Here is a 21145-nt window from a genome sequence, read left to right on the forward strand (position 1 = left end):
CCTCCTGCTCGATCAGTCGACTTAGGAAGCTGAGATCCGTCTCCTGCGACTGGTCGAGACGGTCATAGGTGATGTCGTCCGTTTCAAACAGCAGCTTCATGCCCGCAGTCTGGGCGATGCGCGTGGCGATCTGCTTCAGCGTCACCTTCTCCCAGGCTTTGGTCCGCGGCTCATCTTTGAGCCTTGAGTTACCAGGGAAGGAAGCAGCCTGGATCGTCACTGCGTCCGGCGGACCGCCCAGCGACACCGTGTCCACATCAAAGGTGCCACACTGCAGCGTCCGCTTGGTTACGCCAGAATACCAGTGCAGCAGATCCACCGACGCCTTGATGCGCTCACCCCGCTGTGGCAGCCACGGCCCCCTCCATTTGCCCTCCCGGTCCTCCAACTCGATCCGGAGATCATCTGCCCGCCCGTTGCCCGCATCTGTATAGCTCAGAGACATCAAAAAAGGCGCGATATCCAGAGAGATATCCACGCCTTGATAAACAATTACCGGTATTGCTTGTCTTATGGCCATCACTGCCCCCTCTTCCACGGCGGCAGCTCGTCATCAATGATCTCCGCCTCCGCCGGAATCCGGAGCCGAACACCCGCCGAAAAGATGACGACCCGCAGGTGCGCGGGATTGAGCTGCATCAGCTCCGTCATCTGCCGACTGCTGCCGTATAGCTTGTGACATATGCCGTCCCAGGTGTCACCCTGCAGAGTGATATACTCAGCCATGGAAACTCAACCTCCGATCCTCTTGCGCCAGGCGACGCATATATAGTTTGAACTGCTCATAGGTCGGTTGCACGGCCTGGGCTACACGATCCACATCCCCCTGGCTGCCACCGGGTACGGTGATGACCGGGGCAAAGGTGATTGTTGTATTTCCGGCATCCCCCCGTGTTGGGGAGAACGCACTCTCCATCAGCTGAGTCGCAGCCTCCAACAGACGCTGGTTAGGCGACTCATTGACTTGCAGCTCCATTGGTCCAACATCCGTGGATTGTACCCCGAAGTCACTTAGACGATTGTTGCTCTCCAGAAGCTCCTGAATCTGCGGATCCAACGTGTGTTGGACCCAAAGCTCGCGCGGTACCTCCGAATAGACGGGATAGTTATCGACTGCTCCCGCGTCGGGTCGGCTGCCGTCTGGGTTACGACCCATCAGGCGGTTCGTCTCATCCAGCAGCCAGTGGGAACGCGGCCTGTCGTCTAGTGGGATGGCCATCTCTGGGCCAGCCTCACCAAAAATAGACGGCTCGCTTGCAATGCCTCCCTCGGCATATCCCTTCGCTTTAGGTAGTGTCATATGTGGCGAAATGCCAAGATTCTGGTATGCGACAGTAACGTTCACTGTCTTCTCTGTAGGGAGCATGTTTAATTCCGTTTTCAGATTAGATAAGGAGACAAACGCCTCATTAAACCTCGTTTTCTCAGCTTCCGTCAAAGTATGAAACTTTGCTGCCTGGTCTTCCAGAGTCCCGCCCAAGTCTAACTCAATGAGAGCTTGCTGGGAATCATATATTGCTTGGAAGCTGGCTAAAGCATCATCTATATCGGATTCAGCATCAGTCATTTTGTTGTAAAATTTATCGCTCGACTCATATAATGACTTCATTTCAACTGCGAGATTCGCCCAGTTCCCACTATAGTCATGTCCCGTGGCTTCGCTTATTTCACGGGCTAGATCCCTAAGCCTTTCAGCCTGTTCCACATCTGATGAACTTGTTGCAATTATGTCTTGCTGCCGCTCTACGAACTTGCTGTATTGTAAAAACGCTTCTTGGGCTTGTGCATAAGACTCTTCGTATTTGGCATGTTCAGCAATAAGCTTTTCGTATTCATTTTGCAATTGAGGAAGCTTATACTGACCGTCCATGACCTCTTTTTCAAGATCACGTTTTTCCATTTTCCATCGAACATCCTGCAGTTCGTTTGCCAAGTCTATTTGTTCACGAAAGCGGTCCGATTTAGCGTCTTCCGCCCTCAGTATTTCAGGGTTAAGGGCAATAAGTTCCTGTTCAACGAGTTGTATTTTCCGTCGAGCCTCTTCCAATTCAACAGCTGGGGTAGCTGAGTCTTTAATCTTTGCGTTCAAACGATCATATTCTGTCGTGAGTTCTGCTGTCCGGTCTCGTTGTTCACTGACTGCCGAAAAATCTCTGAATGCTTCATTTAAAGATTCATCCATATTTAATAGAGCTTCGCGCGCCTTATCTTGGTGCTCCTTGTATGCGAGGACACCCGCCGTCAACAGACCAACCGCTCCGACTGCGATCCCAACGGGATTAGTGAAAAAGCCGAGCGCGGTCCCAAACTTACCAAGCGTTGTGGTTGCCCCGCCAACGCCCCTCCCGGCCTTGCCCGCCGCATTCTCAACCTGGAAGAAGCCACTTGCAATGGACAAGGCATTTTTTCCGATCAGCGCTGCAGGTGTGGCCAGGGCCAGAAACTTGATGAGATCCTTGTTGTCGACAGCCCAATCAGCCAAACGCTCAAGAGTTGGCATGAGATCCTCCGCGATCGGAAGCACCAGCTCCGTCATAAGCTGCCGACCCAAGCTCTGCCAATCCTTGCCAATGGTATCAAAGCGGATCGCCTCGATCTCCTCCATGGTCGCCTTGGTCATATCAAACTGACTACGCGCGCTCCCCATTGAATTGATGACTGCCTGCTCCACATCCTCAAACTGTGTACCAAACAACGCGACGCCGATCTGATTACGCGCCAGTGGATCCTCGATCTCCTGCAGCTTGGTAATAACCATCTGCATGGCATCGCTACCCTTGACCGATCCGGAGGACAGACCCTCCAGGATGTTGGCTCCTTCGCCCATGATGCTGCCCAGGATGGTAAAGGTATCGCTAGCCTGCTTACCGCCCTTTTTGAGCTTGCCAACCATGATGTCGGCCGTCTCCTTGCCAACCTTGCTGACGAGCTCCAGATACTGCGTGGACTTCTTCCCGCCCTTGGTGAGAGCGTCAGTCCACTCGACGATGTTATCTGGCGCAAACAGCTCAGCTAGGGCGTCATACGTGGCGTCGCTGCCGTCCTTCAAGCGGATATTGAACTCTTTAACCGAGTCACCAACCTTGTCCAAGTTGAACGCCCCCGCGTCAAGGCCAGCTGCGAAGATGTCGAACATTTCATTGGCCGTGAAACCAAGTGCAGCGAACTGCGGTGCATATTCATTGGCCGAGTCCAGGAGCTCATTGGACTTGTTCAATCCCTGCTGAGCACCCTGAGCCAGCAAATTGAATGACTCCGTCGACGTAATGCCAAAGTTTTTCATCATGGTGTCGGACGCCTTCACCGACTCCTTAATGTCCTCGCCGAACACCTCGCGAAAGACCATCGCCTCACGGCTCATGTTCTCCAGCTCATCACCGGTGAGCTTACTTACCTGGCGAACAGTGGCGATCGAGTTGGAAATGTCAGCAAAGCCTTCCCCAAGAGGTATTTCGTAGAGATCCTTTGCTATCTGCTCCATCTCGGCCATTTCGGCCTTGCTGACGCCGGTTGAGGCTTCGAGCTGGGCCATTGAATCGTCAAACTCCAAAATGGCAGAGCCGATGTTTTTGATACTATCCTCCACGCCTTGAACGATGGCGAAAGCTCCGGAATACTCCGCAACGCGCTTGAGTGTATCGCCAAAATTTCGACTACCCTTCTCGGCGTTTCGGATTTCGCGATCAAATTGCTCTACTTCCCGGGACATCTTGCCAAAGTTTCCTGATCGGGAGAGCTCCCGCAGCTCCCGATCGATGTTCTCCAGCCCATCGGCCGCTTGGCCGAACGAGCGCTTGAAGGATGATTCCAGCTCGGCGTCCAGTTTGAAGGATACCTCGTATTCTCTACCTCTTCCTGCCACGGCTCGGATCCTCCTTCCGTCGCTTATTCATCCGCACGATCCAGTCCGTCAGCTCGCGCAGAGGCAAAGAAAGGAAGTACGGGATCGGCGTGTACGTCATCATGGCCAGCGATGCGGCCAGGTCGCGCACGTCGACCTGGCCATTTAATCCTATCCGAGCAAAAAACGCTGAGCCCTCAAGGTCACCATGGAGAAATCTTTTGCCGGCAATGCGCGGATCAACTCGACGGGTACCTTAGCAGCACGGGCCGCTACATAAGCCTGATACTCCTTGTTAGCATCCTTAAAGAGCATTGACGCACCTTCCAGTTGCATGTACTGTCGCTCGCAGGAGATGATGTCCTCCCCTGTCAACCGATCAAAATCAAGATTTAGATCTTTCACTTCCCCGCCTTCAAACGACCACGCCCGCCGCAGCGTGTAGATGCTGGTGGCGGGCGTTTCGGTGGTTACATCCTCTTCGGTTTTTACTTGATCTGTCATCGTTTGGTCTCCCCTCACAATCCAAGTTGTTGGCGCATCTGCGCGAGCGCATCAAAGCCGTCGACCCGGTAGATAAAATTGTACTTGTCCAACTCGAGCAGCTCGCGGCCATCAATGGTGATCTTGAGGTACGTGACCTCGAGCTCGTTACTGCTGCCCATTGTCGACGACGGTTGCATATTCCCAATCGTGCCGCCTTTGGGCACGGCCTTGACTGTCACTTTAACAGCCTGCGAGCGGTACGTCCCGCTGGCGGAGTCATACACCTGGACCGCGCCCCGGAAGTCCAGGGCGTGCGATCGCTGCTGCAGCAAACGGATCGTGCTCTGCTGGACCGTGCGCCAGTTAAGCGTAACGGTAATACTCCCGAAGTGGCCGATTGTTGGGCTATCGACTTCGCCTGCAATGCCAGCGCCGGAGACCGTGTCGGTCATGGACTCGAGTGTCGGCAGCACGATATCGCTCACGCCGAGGTACTCGGAGCCCTCGCGATACACCGTGAAATTGGATAATCTCTCTGGAATTTGCATGTTTTTTTCTTCCTCCTTACCCTGCGAACAGGGCGCTCAGATAGGCCGGATCGTACTCAACGATGAACTCGATCGAGCGTGCCGGCGATGGCGGCGTGACGTAGACATGCAACCGGATGATGCCATCCATCAGGTCTGTCTGCGGGTTTTCCGACAGGTTAAACTCCACGCGGCCACCCAGGATCGCACCTTGCGCAGCCAGGCCGTTAAGCCACAAGTTGACGCTGTCAGTGATGGCTTCAATCAGACGTGGCGTGATCGGTGCGTCAAGACGCTGCCAGTAGGTCAGGATCAGCGTGTTGCGGATCCAGTCCATCATGCGGCGAACAGGGATAAATGCATCCTTGGGATCCGTGGTGCCTGGATAGGCTGCTGTCCGGTTGCCCCACGCCTTCCACCCGCCTAGAAAGTTGAGCGCGGTGACAATGCCTTCCCCGTTAAGGTAGGCTGCTTGCTCCGGACCGAGGAACATTGGTGTGCCGTCGGCCAGCACCGCCGCATCCGCCCGCAAGGACTGATTGGACGGGGAGACATACGGGATATCGCCATTGGCCGCATCCGTGGCCGCCAACACACCAGCCACCTGCGTGGACAGATGGAACGTCCAATCCCCGAGCTTAACCATCGGGTACGCTGCAATCTGCGCCGGCGACGAATAGCTGTTGTCGGCTTTCCAGGCTGGAGCATCGCTGTAATTCATGTCGGCGGCGAGGTCCACAATCGCCGTAGCCCGGAACAATCCATTAATGTTGCCTGCCTTGGCCACCATGACGGCCGCAACGCCTGGATCATCAGAATAGCCTGGCGCCAAGACCATCCCCGGCAGCAAACGGAAGCGTGGGAAGACCTGGTTTACCAGTTCCAATCCCGTCGGCTGGCCGCTGCCATCGATGCCGCCAATGATATCGGCAGATGTTACCGCATCCGGATCCAGCTCCTCGTAATCGACTGTCAGCGTAGCCGAGCTGCCAGTGATTGCTCCACCGGTGATACGCTGAATGACGAGCTGGCCATCCCCGTCGTAATCCAAATCATAATCCGTACCCAGGACGTAAGTCGTCTCACCATCTGCGGATTTCACAGCCACAGATGAGCCCAAGATCCCTTGTGCAGCCACGACAGCAAGGTTGTTCACCATCGACACACTCTCACCGGTGAGCGCCGTCTTGTCCGTTGCCGGATCCAGGACGTTAATTAGCACGATCGGGGACATCGCAAAAAGAGCAAAGTGGGAATAGATCACCTCGCTCAAGGTAAAACGCCAGTCGTTGCTATAACCGAAAGCAGCCACCGCCTCATCGTAGGAAAAGCAGAGTACCGGCTCATTGACCGGCGCCGTCGCTCGTTGCGACAGGTTGACCGGCGCGGTACCGATGACAACCGGCACGGATCCGGTAGAGGCGGGCGGCGTGAGAGCCGTTGGCCGCTCAATGACAGACACCCCATGGTTGTAGGCCATTAAATTGTCACTCCTTCGAGGATCCGGTACGCCTTGTGCTCATGCGTTCCCTTCACCTGGATTTTTTCTTGCGTTTTGGACAGCTCCGCGATCGGCACAAGCAGCGTGCGGATCTCCGGATGCTGCTCGATCAGCGGGGCGACGTGCGCCGGAATCCCACCGCGGAAGACGGCATACTGCTGCAAATGCCCCCGGCCAACGTTAGGGCCGGTATAAATGAGCTGATCCAACTGCTTTTTCGCCGGTACCGCTGCTGGTTCCGCTGCTGGTTCCGGCGTGGGGGCTGTCACTGGGACAGACTCAGCCTGCCTTCGTTCCGCCCTAGATTTTTGCCCTTTCGTTTCTTCCTTCGTTTCATCTGGTCCATTGGCTTCCATGCAAATCAACTCCTTGTATTTGTTCGGTGACACTCTGGACGGACCAACGCGTCACCGCCTGGCCAACCCACAATGGATAAGGCTGACCGTCTGGGATGTCCCAGTTGTATGGCTTCTCCAGCCGGTACCGCTGATCAAGCAGCGGCTGCTGCTGCAGAGCCATCCGGACGTGTTCCATCAAATTAAGCAGATCGTAATTTCCGTCCGGATGGATGAAACCAGCCTCGTCCACCGTGCCGGGATGATACACGCCAAAGCTTAGGTGCACGTGGACCGTGGAACCCGTAGCATCCTGTGGCTCCCTCTCCGGATCCTCGCCGTCCATGATGCGAGCGACGATGTAAGGAAAATCAATCTTTTCCTCTTTGCGCGGATCCTTAAACGGGAGGTACCAATCAAACACACGCGGCACCGTGTAGCGCCCACCGTCCGCCTGCGCGGCCGCATAGTCTGAAACCGCCACCTTCAAATAGGCGACAAGCGCCCGCAATAACATAGCTGCTGTCATCGTTACATCCTCCCCAGCACGCGGCCGACCTCATGGTCGATCCGTTCCGCCATGCGCCGCTGCGCTTCTGTCTGCAGGTGCTCGGCAACGCCTGGCTCGCTGAGCATGACGGGGATCGCCGGACCAAATAACTGATTAATGGGCGTCCGCTTCTTGCCGGCACGCTCAAATACCCCGAGGTGTCCGCTACGCATTTCCGCAACAAACGCACCGGGGATCGGCTTCTTTCCACTCTTTTTCTTGACGGCTGCCCGGAGCACACGGGGTTGCTTCCGGGGCACCTTGGATGGCGTCGTCTTAAACTTGATCAGCGGGATGCTCGGTCCACGCGAGGTGAAGATCATCTCCAGGCGGGCCGCGCTGGCCTTGGTGATGCGGATCGTCTGCCGCACGTCTCCGGCTTTGACATGGTAGATCTCCCGAACCTTCTTGACCGCTTCTGTCCGGACGCCTTGGGAGACCCGGTTCATTGCAGCGCTGAAGGCTTTTGGAATGTTGTTTTGAACAAACTTCAATGCGACCGTAGCCTGCTTAAACTCCTTGCGCGTCGAGGAGAACTTGATCATGTCTGGTTCCCCTCCAGCGTGACGGTCAACATGCCCATCTCATTCTTGACCAGCCTAACCATGTAGGGCGACCCGTTGACGACAATCATTTGATCATATTCCGGCACATATCCAAGCTCAGAGAGATTGACATAGAGGACCATGCGGTTACGGAACACACCTTCCTCATAGTCATTGGCCCGGTCGATGAAGGCATCCTCATCCAGGACGCACAACACCATGATTCCATCCAAATCGTGCAGCTCGCCGAATTCTTCCGGATTGACGAAAACGGCGAGATTATCCAGGGCGACTTGCTCTTTAAACCCCATCTTCCTCACCCACAGTCGCGTAATAGAGCGTGTATTGCGACACACGCTCATCCGCATTACCTGCAGGCTCAAGCTCGGCATCCTTCAGCATTTCGCGCTGCTTGGCTGCAGACAGCTTCGCGAACACATCTGGCGTTGGCAAGAATTCCAACTCCTCATCGAATGTATCGGAATCCCCTTCCTCAACCAGCGGCTCGTACTTCTGGATGTAACGATCCTTCAGCAAGTGTCCAACGTCACGATGAGGAGCATCAAAAAGGGAGCCTTTCCGATAGGAGGCCCCCTCATGCTTCACGATTCCTTTGATTACTTGATACATGTTATCCCTCCTACGGCTTGACTTTGGTATTGATGACTGCCCATGCTGCCACGTCGTATGGAAGTGGTACCGGACGAGACTTGAGCAGCAGGGACTTGGTATCGGAGTTACGATCGATGGTCACCTTGGGCACACGCGAACCCTCATACGTAACGAAGTTGTCCGAGTTTTCCGGGATCTGCGTGATGGCTCCGTACAGCATTTCGCCCAGGTTGCGCGAACCGACGACAACACGGTCCGGATCAATGTAGGGATGCAGGTCTTCCGTCGTGTCGTCATAGTAAAAGGCGTCATACTGGAACAGATCGATGCCCGGCTTGCGCAGACGGCCCAGGTAGGTATACCCATTACCGTTGACCAACCGCTCATCCGGCGCGAGGCTACCAAAATCAGCCCGGCGATAGTCCATCAGCTTCAGGATTTTCTCGTCTTGCAAGAAGTTCCATGCCGCATTTTTGCCAAACATCGCAAAGTCGGGGTTGTAGCCCGCCGACCGCACGAGTGCGGCTGCTTCGTCGAGATCACCAAGCATATTGGGGTTCGCCCCATCCCATTGTGACGTGCCCGTCAGGTTGATGATATTCTCGAAGCCATAGTCGATGCGATCCGTGCGTACCACAGTAGCAGTGTCATCCACATACCCTGTGATTGTGACAATACCCGTTTGAAGAAGCTCCGCGACCTGAAGCTCCTCCCGGCGGGTAATCATGTCGTCGAGCTCGTTATAATCGCGCTGCATCAATGCAATTGCGCGATCTTGTGGCGTCGTTGGGCTGTTGAATACTTGCTCGGCAAACTGCCGATTTTGCAGCAGATCGACATCATACGGACGCGAAATGTTGATGAAGGGAGCGGTGTAGATATCTGTCCGGAAGCCGTCGCGCTTGATATTGATGGACTTGGAGTTCTCAGCCACATACGGCGCGACCCGCTGCCGATTTTTATAGAAGTCCATCAACACATGCTTGGTAGGGAAGGTATGAACACCCGGAAAAAACGTGTCCCGAATCCAGGTTGTCACCGGCATACGGCGCTGGAACGCCGGCATTGTGGACTGCGGCTCGTAAATGTTGAAGTCCCCGCCTTGAGTCGTAGCAATGTTTTGCGGGCGACGGGCGCCAGCACGGTTCATCAGTTGGCTTTGCTTAATTTTCATGGTTGGTCCCCTCTCTTAGTAATCCGTTTTGAAGTAGATGCTGACGGCTTCGAGCTCTTGCTGGTGATTGACGACCTCGTCACCATCCGCTACATAGAGCGACTGGTAACGAAACAGGCCTCGCTTATAGAAGACGGCTTCGACGGCCTCGTCGGTGGTATCGACTTCCTCGGAAAGGACAACGAGCGCCACCTCGCTGCCGTCGGTCGCCGTGCCGTCTACCAACTTGTATTCATCGTCCTCCGTCACCCGGCCGAGCACCGCCCCACGGAGAAGCACACCTTGGCCAGCTGCTACCGTGCCAGAGGTCGTCAGATATGAAACCTCTGTTCCGGCGAACAGCGGATGAACCTCAATGCTGCTGTAATTCTGCGTTTTGAAATCTGCCATAGCTTATTGCCCCCCCATTTGTTGTTGACGTGTAGCCTGCGATTGGCCCGCGAACATACGCATCATCGCATTCACGTCTTTGAGATTGTCGGTGTCGAACTCCTTGTCCTGACCTTGCTGTTGCTCATTGGTTTGCGCCTTGACGTTGTCAGTGCCGGCAGCTTTGTTCGCTTGGATCGCTGCGTCAAAGGTTCCCGTGTTCAGCATTTTTCCTTCCTTCATCGCACGGAAGGCCAATTGTTCTGCAGACATCGGATTGTCACCATACTTGGCTTCATTGACGAGGTCCGGATCGATCCCGACTGCAATCTCATCGATTGCTTTCAAGCGGGCGCGCTCCTGAGCGACAACATCCGGCTGGGAAACATTGCTCGCCTGCGATTGTTGTTGAGTTGGCTGCTGGGCCGGTTGTTGTGCCTGTGGTTGGGATTGCTGCTGGTTAGTCGCTTGCTGAGTCCCACCTTGATTTTGGATTTCTCCTGGCATTTTACTACCCACTCCTTCTGTTTTAAAATTGGCAAATTGGGTCCTGATTTTTTCAAGGACCTCCAATGGAATCATGTCTCCAGTAACCGCCGCGACTGCACTCAGCTGGTTCTCCGGATCAAACATGACCTCATCGGCAAACTTGTATTTCAGTGCATCCTGGGCGCTCATCCACGTCTCTTTGTTCATCAACGTGGTCAGCTCCTGCTGCGACATCCCTGTTTTGAGACGGTATGCATTAGCGATACCCGCATCGACGGTTTTTAGCATCTCCGCCGTATGTTGATGGTCCCGCTTGTCACCCCGGGTCTCTGTGCTCGCATTGTGAATCATCAGTTGGCCAGGCGGCGTAATCATGACCGTATCGCCACCCATCGCGGCGACGCTGGCCGCGCTGGCCGCAACGCCAACAATTTTCACGACGACGTTCGCCGGATAATCCTTCAGCATGGTGTATATCTCAGATCCCGAGAACACATCTCCACCGTTTGAATTAATGATGACCTCCAGCTCATCACCGTTGGCCGTAGCAAGCGCACGTCCTACCTTTCCGGGACTCGTCGCATCCCATTCAAACAGGTCATACACCCACTGATAATCGTTCGGGATGATGACCCCTCTAACTTCGATTCTCGTCGGCATTTTCATTATCACCTCCTTCACTTGGTAAACTGCCATCAGAACGCGGCAAATCTTTGCGGGCTTCCCACTCCCGCCGCAGAATCTCGACGTTGCTGTCCCAGTCCATGCCGGTCAGCTCACTCGTTTCCTTCTCATGCGTGGAGAAGCCGTTGGCAATCTTCTTCTCGGCCGCCAGGACTTCCTTGAGCGGATCGATCTGACCAGGGCTCGGGCCGACCCAAATCGCCTGGCTCCAGAGCTTCCGACGAATCGGATCGCGGAAGAAACCCGGTGCCTTGATGCGGCCGGTCGCAACTGCCTCAAAGAGAAACGTCTCGTAGACGGGTTGGCAGAAGTCATGAGAAAACCAGTCCCTACGATCCCGGAATGACCGCCATGCCTGCAGCAACGCCGCTCGGCTTGCGGAATAGCTGCTGTTGAATACGCTGAGCATTACCTCATAAGGCATGTCCAGCGATGCGCCAGCGAGCTGAGCCATCGACTTCGTGAAGGAATCGAACCCGGATATAGGGTGCTTCGGCTCACCAAACGCAACGTCCTCGCCTTCCCCCAGGACGTTGATCGTCCCTGGACCCAATTCGTAGCTCAACAGCCGCTCCTCTAACGATAGTTGTAGGCGATCCTCTTCATCAATGGCTTCGCCTAACGGGTTGCCTGCTTCGGGAGACGACGTCTTAATGAACGCGGTGAAGAAGCTGTTAATGATGGCTGCGGAGATCTCCGCTTCCGTGTACCGGTTCATCTGCTTAACCTGCTCAATCACCGGCGCCAAGTACGGAACGCCGCGGTACTGCTCTGCCCGCTCGGCGTCCATGATGAACAGCATGTTCGGCAGACCACTTACCGGATTCATCGCATCGACACGCGCCCAATCCATTGGCTTGCGGGACATCAATCCAGACTGCGGATATTGATTGCTGATCCAGTAGGCAATGACCTTCCCGGATGGGTCCATCTCCACCCCGTTTTGGATGGTTCCGCCTCCCGGCAGTTCGACGTGGGTAATCTGCTGCACGTCCCCATGCACAAGGGATGACGGTGAACTAATGGAGTCCGGATTGTTCAGCCGATCCGCCTCAATGAGATGCAGACGAAGCCGGTAAGGGTTCAGCAGCTCCGGAGTGTCCGCGTACTTGACCATCGCCAGCGAGTCGCCGTTCATTAGCCAACCGGTGAGGGCGATCCGCTGCGCATCGTAAAAGTCATTCAGACCCGTGTGGTCAATCTTGCTACTGGCCCACAGTCCAAACTCAAATTCGACCTTGTCTTCCCACTCCTTCGCCTGCTCTGGTGTCAAGCCGAGCATCCGATGGTTCAACTGGCTCTTGAGTGTGAGGCCAGATCCCAGCACGTTCGACTGGTTCTTCTTCAGCGCCGCCGCCCCGATGCCGCCGCTCATGTACAAGTCGCGGCTGCGCTCGCGGAGCAACTGCAAATTCTGGCCAATGTCCTCCTGCGGGCTGCGGCTGCTGCTGTCCCATCCCTGCATGGACTTCTTGCGCCGACTCGCACCGTTATGACTGTAGCCGCTGTTTGAAAATTGCTGCAGCATGTTCATTTTGGCCCTGGCACCGGCACGCCTCAGAGCCCGATTAGGGGCAAAATAGGCTATGGTACGATCAATAAAATTCACAAGTCACATCCCCCCTCTCAAAGATCACGCGGAATCACACGGAATGCCGTCCGTTTGCTTGGACTCCGGCACGTTGCTATGGCGCGTTCCAGCTCGTCACGGCGCTTGCGCAACCGGTCCGCTTCATCGAGGATCATTTTCAGATCAACTCGCCGGAGTGACCGGGAGCCGATCCGGTACTCCTGGGCGCCGGTGAGGATGGCTTGCTCAGCAGCCAGGTATTGAGCCAGCCGCAAGATCACGCCAGCCAGTTCTTCCTTCCATCGTTTCAGTTGCCTTGGATCACATCGCACTTTTCATCACCACACATTCGCTTTTTTTGTGTACTGCGGGCGTCGCTTCTTCCGTGGCGCAGCTGACGGCGGCACCGCAGGTTCGACCGGAACGTCCAACTGAGGATTGAGGATCTCAAGCGCTGCCGTGTTATAGACCCGCAAGTCAAACGGCTCGTTTCGCTCGCGAATCTTGACCCACCGGAAGTAGGTGACGCCCATTCGCTTGTGCTTCTCCTTTTTCTCCGCAGTCAGACCAAGAAAATAATCCAGGTTGTAGCCACGGCCCAATGGAAAATGACAGTGGCCAGGGCTGTCCATCGTGGCCTGCAGACTGTCGAACACCTTGGCCTTGCCTTCGTCGACACCCAAACGAAAAAGAACCGCCCGTTCCCGGGGGGTTCTGGTGTGTCCGTTCAGTAATGGGATGTATTCACCCTTATCGGAGCCCTGGCCCTTGATGGCATATATGCGCCGGCCTTCCCTGGCAGCACAGAACCGGTAGACCTCCTGCGTGTGGTGGCCACCCGAATCGATGCACGTAATCGCAATACCAAAGCCGCGACCGTCCTGGTTGCTCCAAGTCCTGGCGAGGAACGCGTCGAGATCCTTCCACACTTGCGGATGCCGAGGATTCCCGGGGATCACATGGTACACGATGCCCCATGATTCTTTTCCCGCCCCCCATCCGATCACCTCGACCTCGAGACGGTTGCCTTGAACGTCGACGGCCGCCGTTAGGACGCGCACTTCATCCGGCACCTCAGCCGGGTACTCTTCGCAGCGATCCAGCAGGACTTGCTCCTCGAGCTTCTCGCCTTCAGCTTCCCACGTTTCGCCAAGGACGGTGTTTGTCCAGACCTTCAACGTCTCCACGCCGTCGCGTTTGGCTATGAGGAACGATCGCACGACGTCCCGCCAGGTGGACCATGGGCTGATCAGCCGGTTCAGGTGGAAGCCGCGGCGTGATGTGTGCTTCTTCTGTGCAATCCACTTGCCGGTACCGCGCTTCCAGTCCTTCTCAGCGTGCATGGCCCCGCAATGCTTGCAGGCATGCAGGGCCTCGGTGACAAGGAACTCGCCTGAGTCGGTCTTCTCATAGGTGAATTTCATTCGCTTCCACTCGATCGGCTGCAATTCCTCGCAGCTGGGGCAGGGCAGATTCCAACGCTCCATGGTGCTGTCATTGTAAAGCTGTTCGATGCGCGACGCTTCCTTAATTGTCGGCGTCGAAACGAATACATGCTTGCGGTTGTAAAATGTCTCGGTCCGTTGCATGGCCAGCGCGATCGGGTCGCCCTCCTTGCCAGCAGAGACGGGGTACCGGTCCACCTCATCGCACAACAGGATCCGGATCGGACGACTGGACAGCGACGCCGCCGAGTTCGCTCCAACGATCGCAATATATCCACCCGGGAAGCTTTTCTCCGCGATCGTGTTGCTGCTGTCCCGGCTCTTGGCCTCGCTGACCTTATTTCGCAGGACTGGCGTTGCGTCGATCATGGTGGCAAGCCGTTTTTTCGAGAAGTAGTCGATCAAGCTTTCGTTTGGCAGCATGAGCATAATCGGCGAAGGATCCCGGTCAATGTAAAATCCGATCGCATTCAGCAGAAATTCTGTCTTGACCAGCTGCGCACTGGCCATGATGACCGCTTCTTCTGTGTCCGGGTCGTTAATGGAATCCATGATTTCGCGTTGGAATGGCGCGCGATCCGTCCGCCACGGTCCAGGCTCCGCACTCGTCACGGTCGTCAGGATACGGTTTTCGTCAGCCCATGTGGAGATCGTCAGCTCCGGTAGCGGCTCCCAGAGCTTCATCATTTTGCTGAACAGGCTTTGTGTGTGAGGTTGGACCATTATCCGTCACTCGCTCCAGTTGGATCATAGGCCGCCAGTCCCTTGAGCGCCGCGTTGATCTCCCGCCGGATGGCCGCCTCGATCACATTGGTTGATTCATTCTCCAGTTGCGGAGCCAGCCTGGTCGGAATCGACTGCAGCTTGGTTTTGACGGATAGAATCATGTTTGATACAAACTTCTCCACGTCCTCCGCCTTGTGAAGATCCCCGCGCAACTGGCTCAGCTCAAGATCCGCTATCTCCTTCTTGATGCGCGTCAGCTCCGTTTGCTCATCCTTTAGGCGTGGCCGGTTGTCCTCCAGTCTGCCGCCCTCTGCGTGTTCGATATACGCCTGGACCGCATCCGACAGCACGTACTTGCCCCGGCTGACCTGCTTAAGGATACCCTCGCTAGTCATTTGCCGGATCCACCGCGGCGTTTTACCGACGATGGCAGCAAGCTCCGTCTGTTTGATAACCAGCTCAGATAGCGGCTGCTGTTCCTCAGTCTTCTTTGCCATCGCCGTTCCCTCACCTCCTCTTTTGACTGACACTGCAACGAAAAAAGCCGAAATAGCTTCTAATGAAGGTACAGATCCAATCTGTATTTTTTCCTGTCTCTGGTAGAGGAACAGGAAGAAATTTTTCAAAATAAAAACTAGACCGTTTTCGGGGTCGCCAGCACCCGTACCTCGCCCGGACCCCCAGAAGGACCCGTGGGCCCTCGGCAGAGCCGGTCAAGGATTGCCCGAACGGTACATCCCCACTCCACAATAGACGGCTTCGAAGTGCCTCCAGCGTCCTCGTGATACCAACCACGAGGTGATTGCTCGACACAGCCACGCTCAGCACAGAAGCGATGGTTACGCGTCTTACGATCGCAACGTGAACAGTGGAACGTGCCAGGCTCAGCGGTGTAGGTCGGGGGCCTTGGCCGCTCTGCTGCAGCTGGTGATGTATCGATGGTACGCTTGACCCCATCATCAATAAACGATGCACCCAGGACAATCAACTCTCCCTCGAATGGCTCAGCCTTGGTCAATCCAATGAACGGACCGAAGCGTGCCATCAGATCCCACAGCTGAAACGATGCATAGCCGTCTTCATCCGTACGCAGGTTGGATGGTTGGCTTGTCCTGCCAGTCTGCTGCATGAGCCGATGGTGAAGCATTTCATGCTGCTGTCGTAGGATCTCAATGCCGGCATCAGTCAGCTTCACCTTCACCCAATCATTGATGTGCATGCCTGCCTTCGCAAAGAAAGCAATCGTCATATCGTAATCACCATCCTTCCTGAATAAATGACAACAAAAAAGAGTCACCCAACAATCATGAGTGACTCTGCATATAGGATTTACTGTATACGTACTATGTGACAAAGGCGGTGTTTAAAAGATGCGGGAGGTGGTGGTTGATCTTAATTTTGATTAATCACATAAATCGTCTCAGGCGCGCACATTGCTGCGCTCGTGTTTAAAAGCATACGTACTAAGTAACTTTAGAACATAGAAGAGACAAGAGCATTATACTCAGCTACACATAACCTTTGCAACTATAATGTTCAGTCGTTTTAATAAGAAAATAGCCACCAGATGTAAATTTGTTCATTATAACTCAATTTCTCTTTGTTTTAGATATTAAGTTTCCGTGGCAAACTCCGATAAATATCAACAGACGAAAGGTGGGTCAAAATGATCGCAAATTGGATTTATTGGGTTGTTGGAGCCATTGTAATTTTTTTGTTTTTTGTATATGAATTACACAAGTCATCTGATAACAAAAAAATGCTTAACAAACCTTTAACTATCACATCCTCTAAAAGTCCGTTCTACATAACAGAGCATAGGCTCATTTTAGCTTATAAAGAACTAAGCAAAGCAGATTTCATGCTCGTAAAGATTGGTGTAAGGTCATTGAACGAAGGTAGCGTATTCGAAAAAACTATTGATGCGCTAGCCAAGTTGCTCTTTACTACAGGGATAGCTTTAATTGCAGTTATTGCAGCCCTTCTAAGTTCATTGTTAGCTGTATATGAAAATGATGAGCTAAAAGTTGATCTACAAAGATGGGTTGACGATGTAAGCATGATTATTTCCGCATTCAATACTATAATCTCTCAATCAGGAAACTTCCTTACGCTCGTTGCTGGTACAACATTATGTGCTATTATTCACTTTGGATTCGCTCACGAACGTGCGTCTTTAAGAAAGAAGCATTTAGTTATCATTGATGAAGTTGAAAAAGAACGCTCTTAAAGTAACTTGGCCTTTAAATCAATTGCCTTCAACTTCTTCTCCTGGATGCGGGTCAGCGCCTCCTCGAGTCGAATCACGTCCTCTATTCGCCTGAAGGTCGTCTCCTCAATGGACGTTGTGACCAGTGCGTCGCGGGTGACAACGGTAACCTTACCAGTGCCGTCCGATCGCGGAATCGCATCCTTGACCGTCCGGAGCCCCTGCAGCACGCGGCGCTGTTTGTCGGAGAGACCGTCAGCTGCTCGCTTGATACGCTGCATCATCCTTCGCTCGCGGATCGTGAATAAGACGATTGCCTCCTCGACCATCCGAAGCGGATCCGTCACCAGATCGGGCAACAGATCCAGCTCATCCGAATCGAGCGTGTCGAACCATATGGTCTCATGCTCTCCTGTCCGCAGTGCGTGCTTGTTTCCGGCAGGGCCGCCTTTGCCGCCGCGGTTGCCCAGGGCGTTTCTGCTTCCTAATGGTGGCCCTCGCCGCCGTTTCGTGTTGGTGGATGCTTCCGTCGTGTTGTTCAATCTGCCACCTCCATACACATTCTTTGATGGTTAGTTGCATATATTGAAAAGGTGCAAGCAAATAACTGAATAGGAGTGTGCCACATGACAACTGTCTATTTCTCCTTCGAGTTTATGGGAGCAAAAGTTGTTTTCATGTGGGTCAGAATATAATATTTTGACCCATTCCAAAGGGGGCCTTATAGCCCTCTGCGGAATGGATCAATGATAATAATACAAAAAGCGTTAAAAATTATCCTTCTGCAGCTTGATGTCGAGCTCAATGAGCTTGCGGAGATCGTCGACCGTGTTGATCTCGATGCGGTTCTCTTGAAAATCCCGAACCCACCGAGTAATGGCTGCCTTTACGATTTTGCGATATTGTTCCTTGGAATCAATAATGCCGTTGATAACCTCTATTTCATGCTTCAACAATAAATCGTCACTTTTTGTTCCCATTGTGGTTCCCTCGACTTTCCAGTATGATGGAAAACGAGATAGCGGATATTCGCAAAAAGCCGTGCACGGCGGGCCGCTATCTCAGCCGGGGCAACCTGGTGAGTGGGAGAGGCGTTGTCGCGCCTCTCTTTTTATTTTGGGAACCACTGCAGATGGATTTGCTCTGCAATTCGGTGCATCATCAAGGGTGGGACGCTCATCCCACAGACATAGGAGACGCCAGCATCCATGAAGTCGTAATCCTCTGGGAACGTCTGGATCCGGATCGAATCCATGTCGCTGATCCTGCATGGTTCGTCGGAACGAAGAAACCACGATGAGCTGGCAAGCGTGTTGGGAACCTTGTTGTTCTTCAAGATGATTGTATTGAAGTCACTCGCCCTGCCCTTCTCACGCTCCGTTATATCCCCCATGCTCAAATCAGCCGGGCGCTTCCTGGACCACCGTTTGAACGTTTCTTTATCCAGATTGAGCAGCTTGCCTTCGCCACTACGAACATCCCCATAAAAAATCAAATCCTCATTGAAATCCAGCTGCAACGGCGGCACGTTGAGATCCTCACGCACAGCAATGAAAAAGATTCGCTCACGCTTTTGCGGGACGCCCATTGTGGCCGAGTTGAGAAGGAAAAGCTGCGCTCTGTATCCCATCTCTTTAAAACGGGATAAGATCAGGCTCACATAGCCACGGGCGTTACCCAGGATCATCCCTTTCACATTTTCCGCAACGATGACCTTGGGCCGCAACCGGTCTGCCACGTCAAGATAATCGAAGAAAAGATCATCCAGTCTTTGCACCGCCTGGCCTTCGCGGAAGGCAAACTCACTCCCCCACTTGTCCTCTCGATCCCCTGAAACAGAAAAGACGCTGCAGGGTGGGGAACCGTCCAGCACGTCCAAATCAAAAAGCTCTGAGGGGATTTCCTCATCAGGCAGCTTCAAGAACCCCTGAATCGGCATCATAAAAGGGAAACGAGGGTTATGATTCTGTTGATAGATTTTCATCATCTGCGGGTCAATCTCGACGTTCCCCAACACCGTATACCCGGCAAGTTTGTATCCCATTGTCGATCCGCCACCACAAGAGAAGCAGCTGAACACCTTCAAGTCATTCTTTTTGACCTTGGCCAAGTCACTCAGGCGCCAGTTCCAAGATGGACGCTTCATGACTGATCATCCCTGTTAAACACGAATCCGCACCGCGGGCATTTACAGTCGAACTTTGATTCGTCAAAATCAGCGACATCCAGTTCTTTGTTCTTAAAGTCGCCGAGCTGATCCGCAGGTGGTTCCGTAAATTCAGAGAGCAGAAGTTTGATGTCCTCATCTTTAAATCCGGACAACTCGACGTCATCGCCAGTCTCCATCAGTTCTTGTAGCAAGCTGGCCAACGACTCATCATTCCAGCTTCCCTGGACCTTGTTGAGTGCCAAGTTGAGCAGCTGCTCTTGTCGCTCATCCAGTGCAACCACCGATACAGCTACCTCTGTGTCCCCACGCGCACGCAGGATCTTCAGCCGCTGATGTCCGCCGACCATGTTGCCGGTGCGCTCATTCCATATGATCGGGGCGACATACCCAAACGCCTCGATGCTCTCGCTCAACTGCTCGTACTCTGGATCGCCAGGCTGCAGGTCCGCACGTGGGTGGTAGGCTGCAGCGTTAATCTGTTCAATGGGTATGGTCACGATGCGCATAATCATTCACTCCTTGAATTAAGTTGGAATTATTGCAAAGAAAAAAGCACCCGCAGGTGCTTTCCATGTTACTTCTCGTAATCATATATTTCGAAGGTCCTACATTCCCCGGGGGAGCCAGATGAATCCATCTTATCAATTACACTTTTGAACCGCCTTTCAGCATTAAACATTGTAATATAAGCGCCTACAAACTTTAGTTTTCAACAATATGATTGATATCGTTAAAGCTTAAATTGTCTTTCTTCTTGAGTTCTTCCCACTTGCGAAGCATTCTTCTATACCCCGGAAGTGTATTTCTATGGCTATTGTAACCTTTGGAAGTTTGTAGTTCATGAAAGCTATCAGCATCATTCAACAAATATTTGCAAAAGTTATAGTGATCCCCTTCTTCGTTACCATCAAATCCTTTGAAAGAGATTTTACGTTGAAGAACATCAGACTTCTCTTCATCACTCAAATCCTGGTAAGAGAATAATAAGGATCTAAACATCCTAAGGATATTTACTACTTCATCACTGATCTCCTCTGGAAAATCGTCATCAACAGTATCAAGTATTTCTCCATAATAACGAGAATAGCCCCCGCGGAGAATTGCAATTTTCGATTCGTAGTAATCTGAAGCTTCAGAGTCCAACGCTTTCATAATCTCATATTGATTTGCTAAAATTACCCTTTCTGCCTTAGACAGCATTCTATCACTCTCCTCACTATTATCATACACCGCCTACCAATATCAGACAATATGTGATATGAATAGTAAGAGGTGGATCGGATGGAAAGAAAGATTCTTCATTCATCCGCGACTTCAACGTATTAAAAGGAGGAAATGTAGTTGGTAGGGATCTTTTCTTGGGTTGCCGTTTTTGTGATTCCAATTGTGTCATTCATTTTTATGTTAATTTTACTTCAGGATAAGAGATTTAAAATTACTGCTGCCTTATGTTTCGCTATAATTGTTTGGACAGTTTGCATTCCGCTGTATTCCTCTCAGTAAATAAAAAGCATGAGGTGGCTTTAATGAAAAAGGTACAGCTCCAAACTTCCGCCGACATCAATGATGCTTTCCTCCGCCAGCTACAGGTGGAAGTTTGGGACGGCAATAGACTGGAAGACTACGGCGGCCAGATCGAGCGACACATCAAGGACGCGGCACGGATCAACGGTGTCTATTACGTTAAGAGCCAATACCAGTTCTATATACTACAGGAGGAATGAAGCTCATGTATTACATAACGAAGCCGATTATCGGCAGAGTAGCTGCTGCAGCCACTGCAATAACGCTGCTCGCATTGGCGTTCCAGGTGTTCAGCTCAGCTACCGGACAATAACATCATAACATGGTTTTTTGCACGTGGACGGACATAGAGCGGCCATAAAGCGGCCATTTACTTGTGTCAATATAC

General features: G+C 53.1%; 26 protein-coding genes. 2 read left to right on the forward strand and 24 right to left on the reverse strand.

Annotated elements, in window-relative coordinates; all coding sequences use genetic code 11:
• The 19 genes from F556_RS0131515 to F556_RS0131605 all read right to left on the reverse strand — a co-directional run.
• The coding region (locus F556_RS0131515) for a phage late control D family protein (protein WP_020621006.1) at positions 1-520 on the reverse strand (520 nt) is incomplete at its 3' end.
• The gene (locus tag F556_RS0131520; protein WP_020621007.1) at positions 520-726 is read right to left on the reverse strand and encodes a tail protein X; all 207 of its coding nucleotides are present in this window, start codon (positions 724-726) and stop codon (positions 520-522) included. The genes F556_RS0131515 and F556_RS0131520, both read right to left, overlap by 1 nt.
• Positions 719-3709 carry a phage tail tape measure protein gene (locus F556_RS0131525; protein WP_245583177.1) on the reverse strand — a complete coding sequence of 997 codons (2991 nt, stop codon included), beginning with the start codon at positions 3707-3709 and terminating at the stop codon, positions 719-721. Before F556_RS0131525 ends, F556_RS0131520 begins: the two co-directional genes overlap by 8 nt.
• Positions 3710-4012: 303 nt before the next feature.
• On the reverse strand, positions 4013-4345 hold the full coding sequence (locus F556_RS0131530) for a phage tail assembly protein (RefSeq protein ID WP_020621009.1): 333 nt from the start codon (positions 4343-4345) through the stop codon (positions 4013-4015).
• A 14-nt stretch (positions 4346-4359) separates the two neighbouring features.
• The gene (locus F556_RS0131535; RefSeq protein ID WP_020621010.1) at positions 4360-4875 is read right to left on the reverse strand and encodes a phage major tail tube protein; all 516 of its coding nucleotides are present in this window, start codon (positions 4873-4875) and stop codon (positions 4360-4362) included.
• A 16-nt stretch (positions 4876-4891) separates the two neighbouring features.
• Complete coding sequence (locus F556_RS0131540; protein ID WP_020621011.1) at positions 4892-6334, reverse strand: phage tail sheath family protein; 1443 nt, start codon at positions 6332-6334, stop codon at positions 4892-4894.
• On the reverse strand, positions 6334-6711 hold the full coding sequence (locus F556_RS36810) for a hypothetical protein (RefSeq protein ID WP_020621012.1): 378 nt from the start codon (positions 6709-6711) through the stop codon (positions 6334-6336). Before F556_RS36810 ends, F556_RS0131540 begins: the two co-directional genes overlap by 1 nt.
• The gene (locus F556_RS0131550; protein WP_020621013.1) at positions 6689-7219 is read right to left on the reverse strand and encodes a hypothetical protein; all 531 of its coding nucleotides are present in this window, start codon (positions 7217-7219) and stop codon (positions 6689-6691) included. Before F556_RS0131550 ends, F556_RS36810 begins: the two co-directional genes overlap by 23 nt.
• A 2-nt stretch (positions 7220-7221) precedes the next feature.
• The gene (locus F556_RS35810; RefSeq protein ID WP_020621014.1) at positions 7222-7785 is read right to left on the reverse strand and encodes a phage tail protein; all 564 of its coding nucleotides are present in this window, start codon (positions 7783-7785) and stop codon (positions 7222-7224) included.
• Entirely contained in the window at positions 7782-8096 is a 315-nt protein-coding gene (locus tag F556_RS0131560) for a hypothetical protein (protein WP_020621015.1), read from the reverse strand. Before F556_RS0131560 ends, F556_RS35810 begins: the two co-directional genes overlap by 4 nt.
• Positions 8086-8415 carry a hypothetical protein gene (locus F556_RS0131565; protein ID WP_020621016.1) on the reverse strand — a complete coding sequence of 110 codons (330 nt, stop codon included), beginning with the start codon at positions 8413-8415 and terminating at the stop codon, positions 8086-8088. Before F556_RS0131565 ends, F556_RS0131560 begins: the two co-directional genes overlap by 11 nt.
• Before the next feature lie 10 nt (positions 8416-8425).
• On the reverse strand, positions 8426-9571 hold the full coding sequence (locus F556_RS0131570) for a major capsid protein (protein ID WP_020621017.1): 1146 nt from the start codon (positions 9569-9571) through the stop codon (positions 8426-8428).
• Between the two features lie 15 nt (positions 9572-9586).
• Entirely contained in the window at positions 9587-9961 is a 375-nt protein-coding gene (locus tag F556_RS35815; protein ID WP_020621018.1) for a head decoration protein, read from the reverse strand.
• Between the two features lie 3 nt (positions 9962-9964).
• Positions 9965-11089: a head maturation protease, ClpP-related gene (locus F556_RS35820; protein WP_020621019.1), complete on the reverse strand. Its 1125-nt coding sequence runs from the start codon at positions 11087-11089 to the stop codon at positions 9965-9967.
• Positions 11067-12722 carry a phage portal protein gene (locus F556_RS0131585; RefSeq protein WP_020621020.1) on the reverse strand — a complete coding sequence of 552 codons (1656 nt, stop codon included), beginning with the start codon at positions 12720-12722 and terminating at the stop codon, positions 11067-11069. Before F556_RS0131585 ends, F556_RS35820 begins: the two co-directional genes overlap by 23 nt.
• Before the next feature lie 17 nt (positions 12723-12739).
• Positions 12740-13015, reverse strand: coding sequence for a DUF6148 family protein (locus F556_RS35825; protein ID WP_157273035.1), 276 nt, complete (start codon positions 13013-13015; stop codon positions 12740-12742).
• A gap of 6 nt (positions 13016-13021) precedes the next feature.
• On the reverse strand, positions 13022-14815 hold the full coding sequence (locus F556_RS0131595) for a phage terminase large subunit family protein (RefSeq protein WP_245583178.1): 1794 nt from the start codon (positions 14813-14815) through the stop codon (positions 13022-13024).
• A gap of 35 nt (positions 14816-14850) precedes the next feature.
• Positions 14851-15351 (reverse strand): hypothetical protein, encoded by a 501-nt coding sequence (locus tag F556_RS0131600; RefSeq protein WP_020621023.1) that lies wholly within the window; start codon positions 15349-15351, stop codon positions 14851-14853.
• Positions 15352-15488: 137 nt separating this feature from the next.
• Complete coding sequence (locus tag F556_RS0131605; RefSeq protein WP_020621024.1) at positions 15489-16103, reverse strand: hypothetical protein; 615 nt, start codon at positions 16101-16103, stop codon at positions 15489-15491.
• Between the two features lie 417 nt (positions 16104-16520).
• Here F556_RS0131605 and F556_RS0131610 point away from each other — a divergent pair, with 417 nt between their 5' ends.
• Entirely contained in the window at positions 16521-17084 is a 564-nt protein-coding gene (locus F556_RS0131610; RefSeq protein ID WP_020621025.1) for a hypothetical protein, read from the forward strand.
• Here the strand turns inward: F556_RS0131610 and F556_RS35830 are convergent.
• The 5 genes from F556_RS35830 to F556_RS0131635 form a co-directional block, all read right to left on the reverse strand.
• Positions 17081-17605 carry a hypothetical protein gene (locus tag F556_RS35830; protein ID WP_020621026.1) on the reverse strand — a complete coding sequence of 175 codons (525 nt, stop codon included), beginning with the start codon at positions 17603-17605 and terminating at the stop codon, positions 17081-17083. The genes F556_RS0131610 and F556_RS35830 overlap by 4 nt on opposite strands.
• A 225-nt stretch (positions 17606-17830) precedes the next feature.
• Positions 17831-18043, reverse strand: coding sequence for a hypothetical protein (locus F556_RS0131620; RefSeq protein ID WP_020621027.1), 213 nt, complete (start codon positions 18041-18043; stop codon positions 17831-17833).
• Between the two features lie 131 nt (positions 18044-18174).
• Positions 18175-19209, reverse strand: coding sequence for a DNA cytosine methyltransferase (locus F556_RS0131625; RefSeq protein WP_020621028.1), 1035 nt, complete (start codon positions 19207-19209; stop codon positions 18175-18177).
• Positions 19206-19739 (reverse strand): ParB N-terminal domain-containing protein, encoded by a 534-nt coding sequence (locus F556_RS0131630; RefSeq protein ID WP_020621029.1) that lies wholly within the window; start codon positions 19737-19739, stop codon positions 19206-19208. The genes F556_RS0131625 and F556_RS0131630 overlap by 4 nt, the downstream gene beginning before the upstream one ends.
• A gap of 196 nt (positions 19740-19935) precedes the next feature.
• Entirely contained in the window at positions 19936-20433 is a 498-nt protein-coding gene (locus F556_RS0131635; protein ID WP_020621030.1) for a YfbU family protein, read from the reverse strand.
• Between the two features lie 326 nt (positions 20434-20759).
• Here F556_RS0131635 and F556_RS0131645 point away from each other — a divergent pair, with 326 nt between their 5' ends.
• Positions 20760-20957, forward strand: coding sequence for a hypothetical protein (locus tag F556_RS0131645; protein WP_020621032.1), 198 nt, complete (start codon positions 20760-20762; stop codon positions 20955-20957).
• Positions 20958-21145: the final 188 nt, after the last annotated feature.

It is taken from the genome of Paenibacillus daejeonensis DSM 15491 (assembly GCF_000378385.1).
GTDB classification, from domain to species: domain Bacteria; phylum Bacillota; class Bacilli; order Paenibacillales; family Paenibacillaceae; genus Paenibacillus_D; species Paenibacillus_D daejeonensis.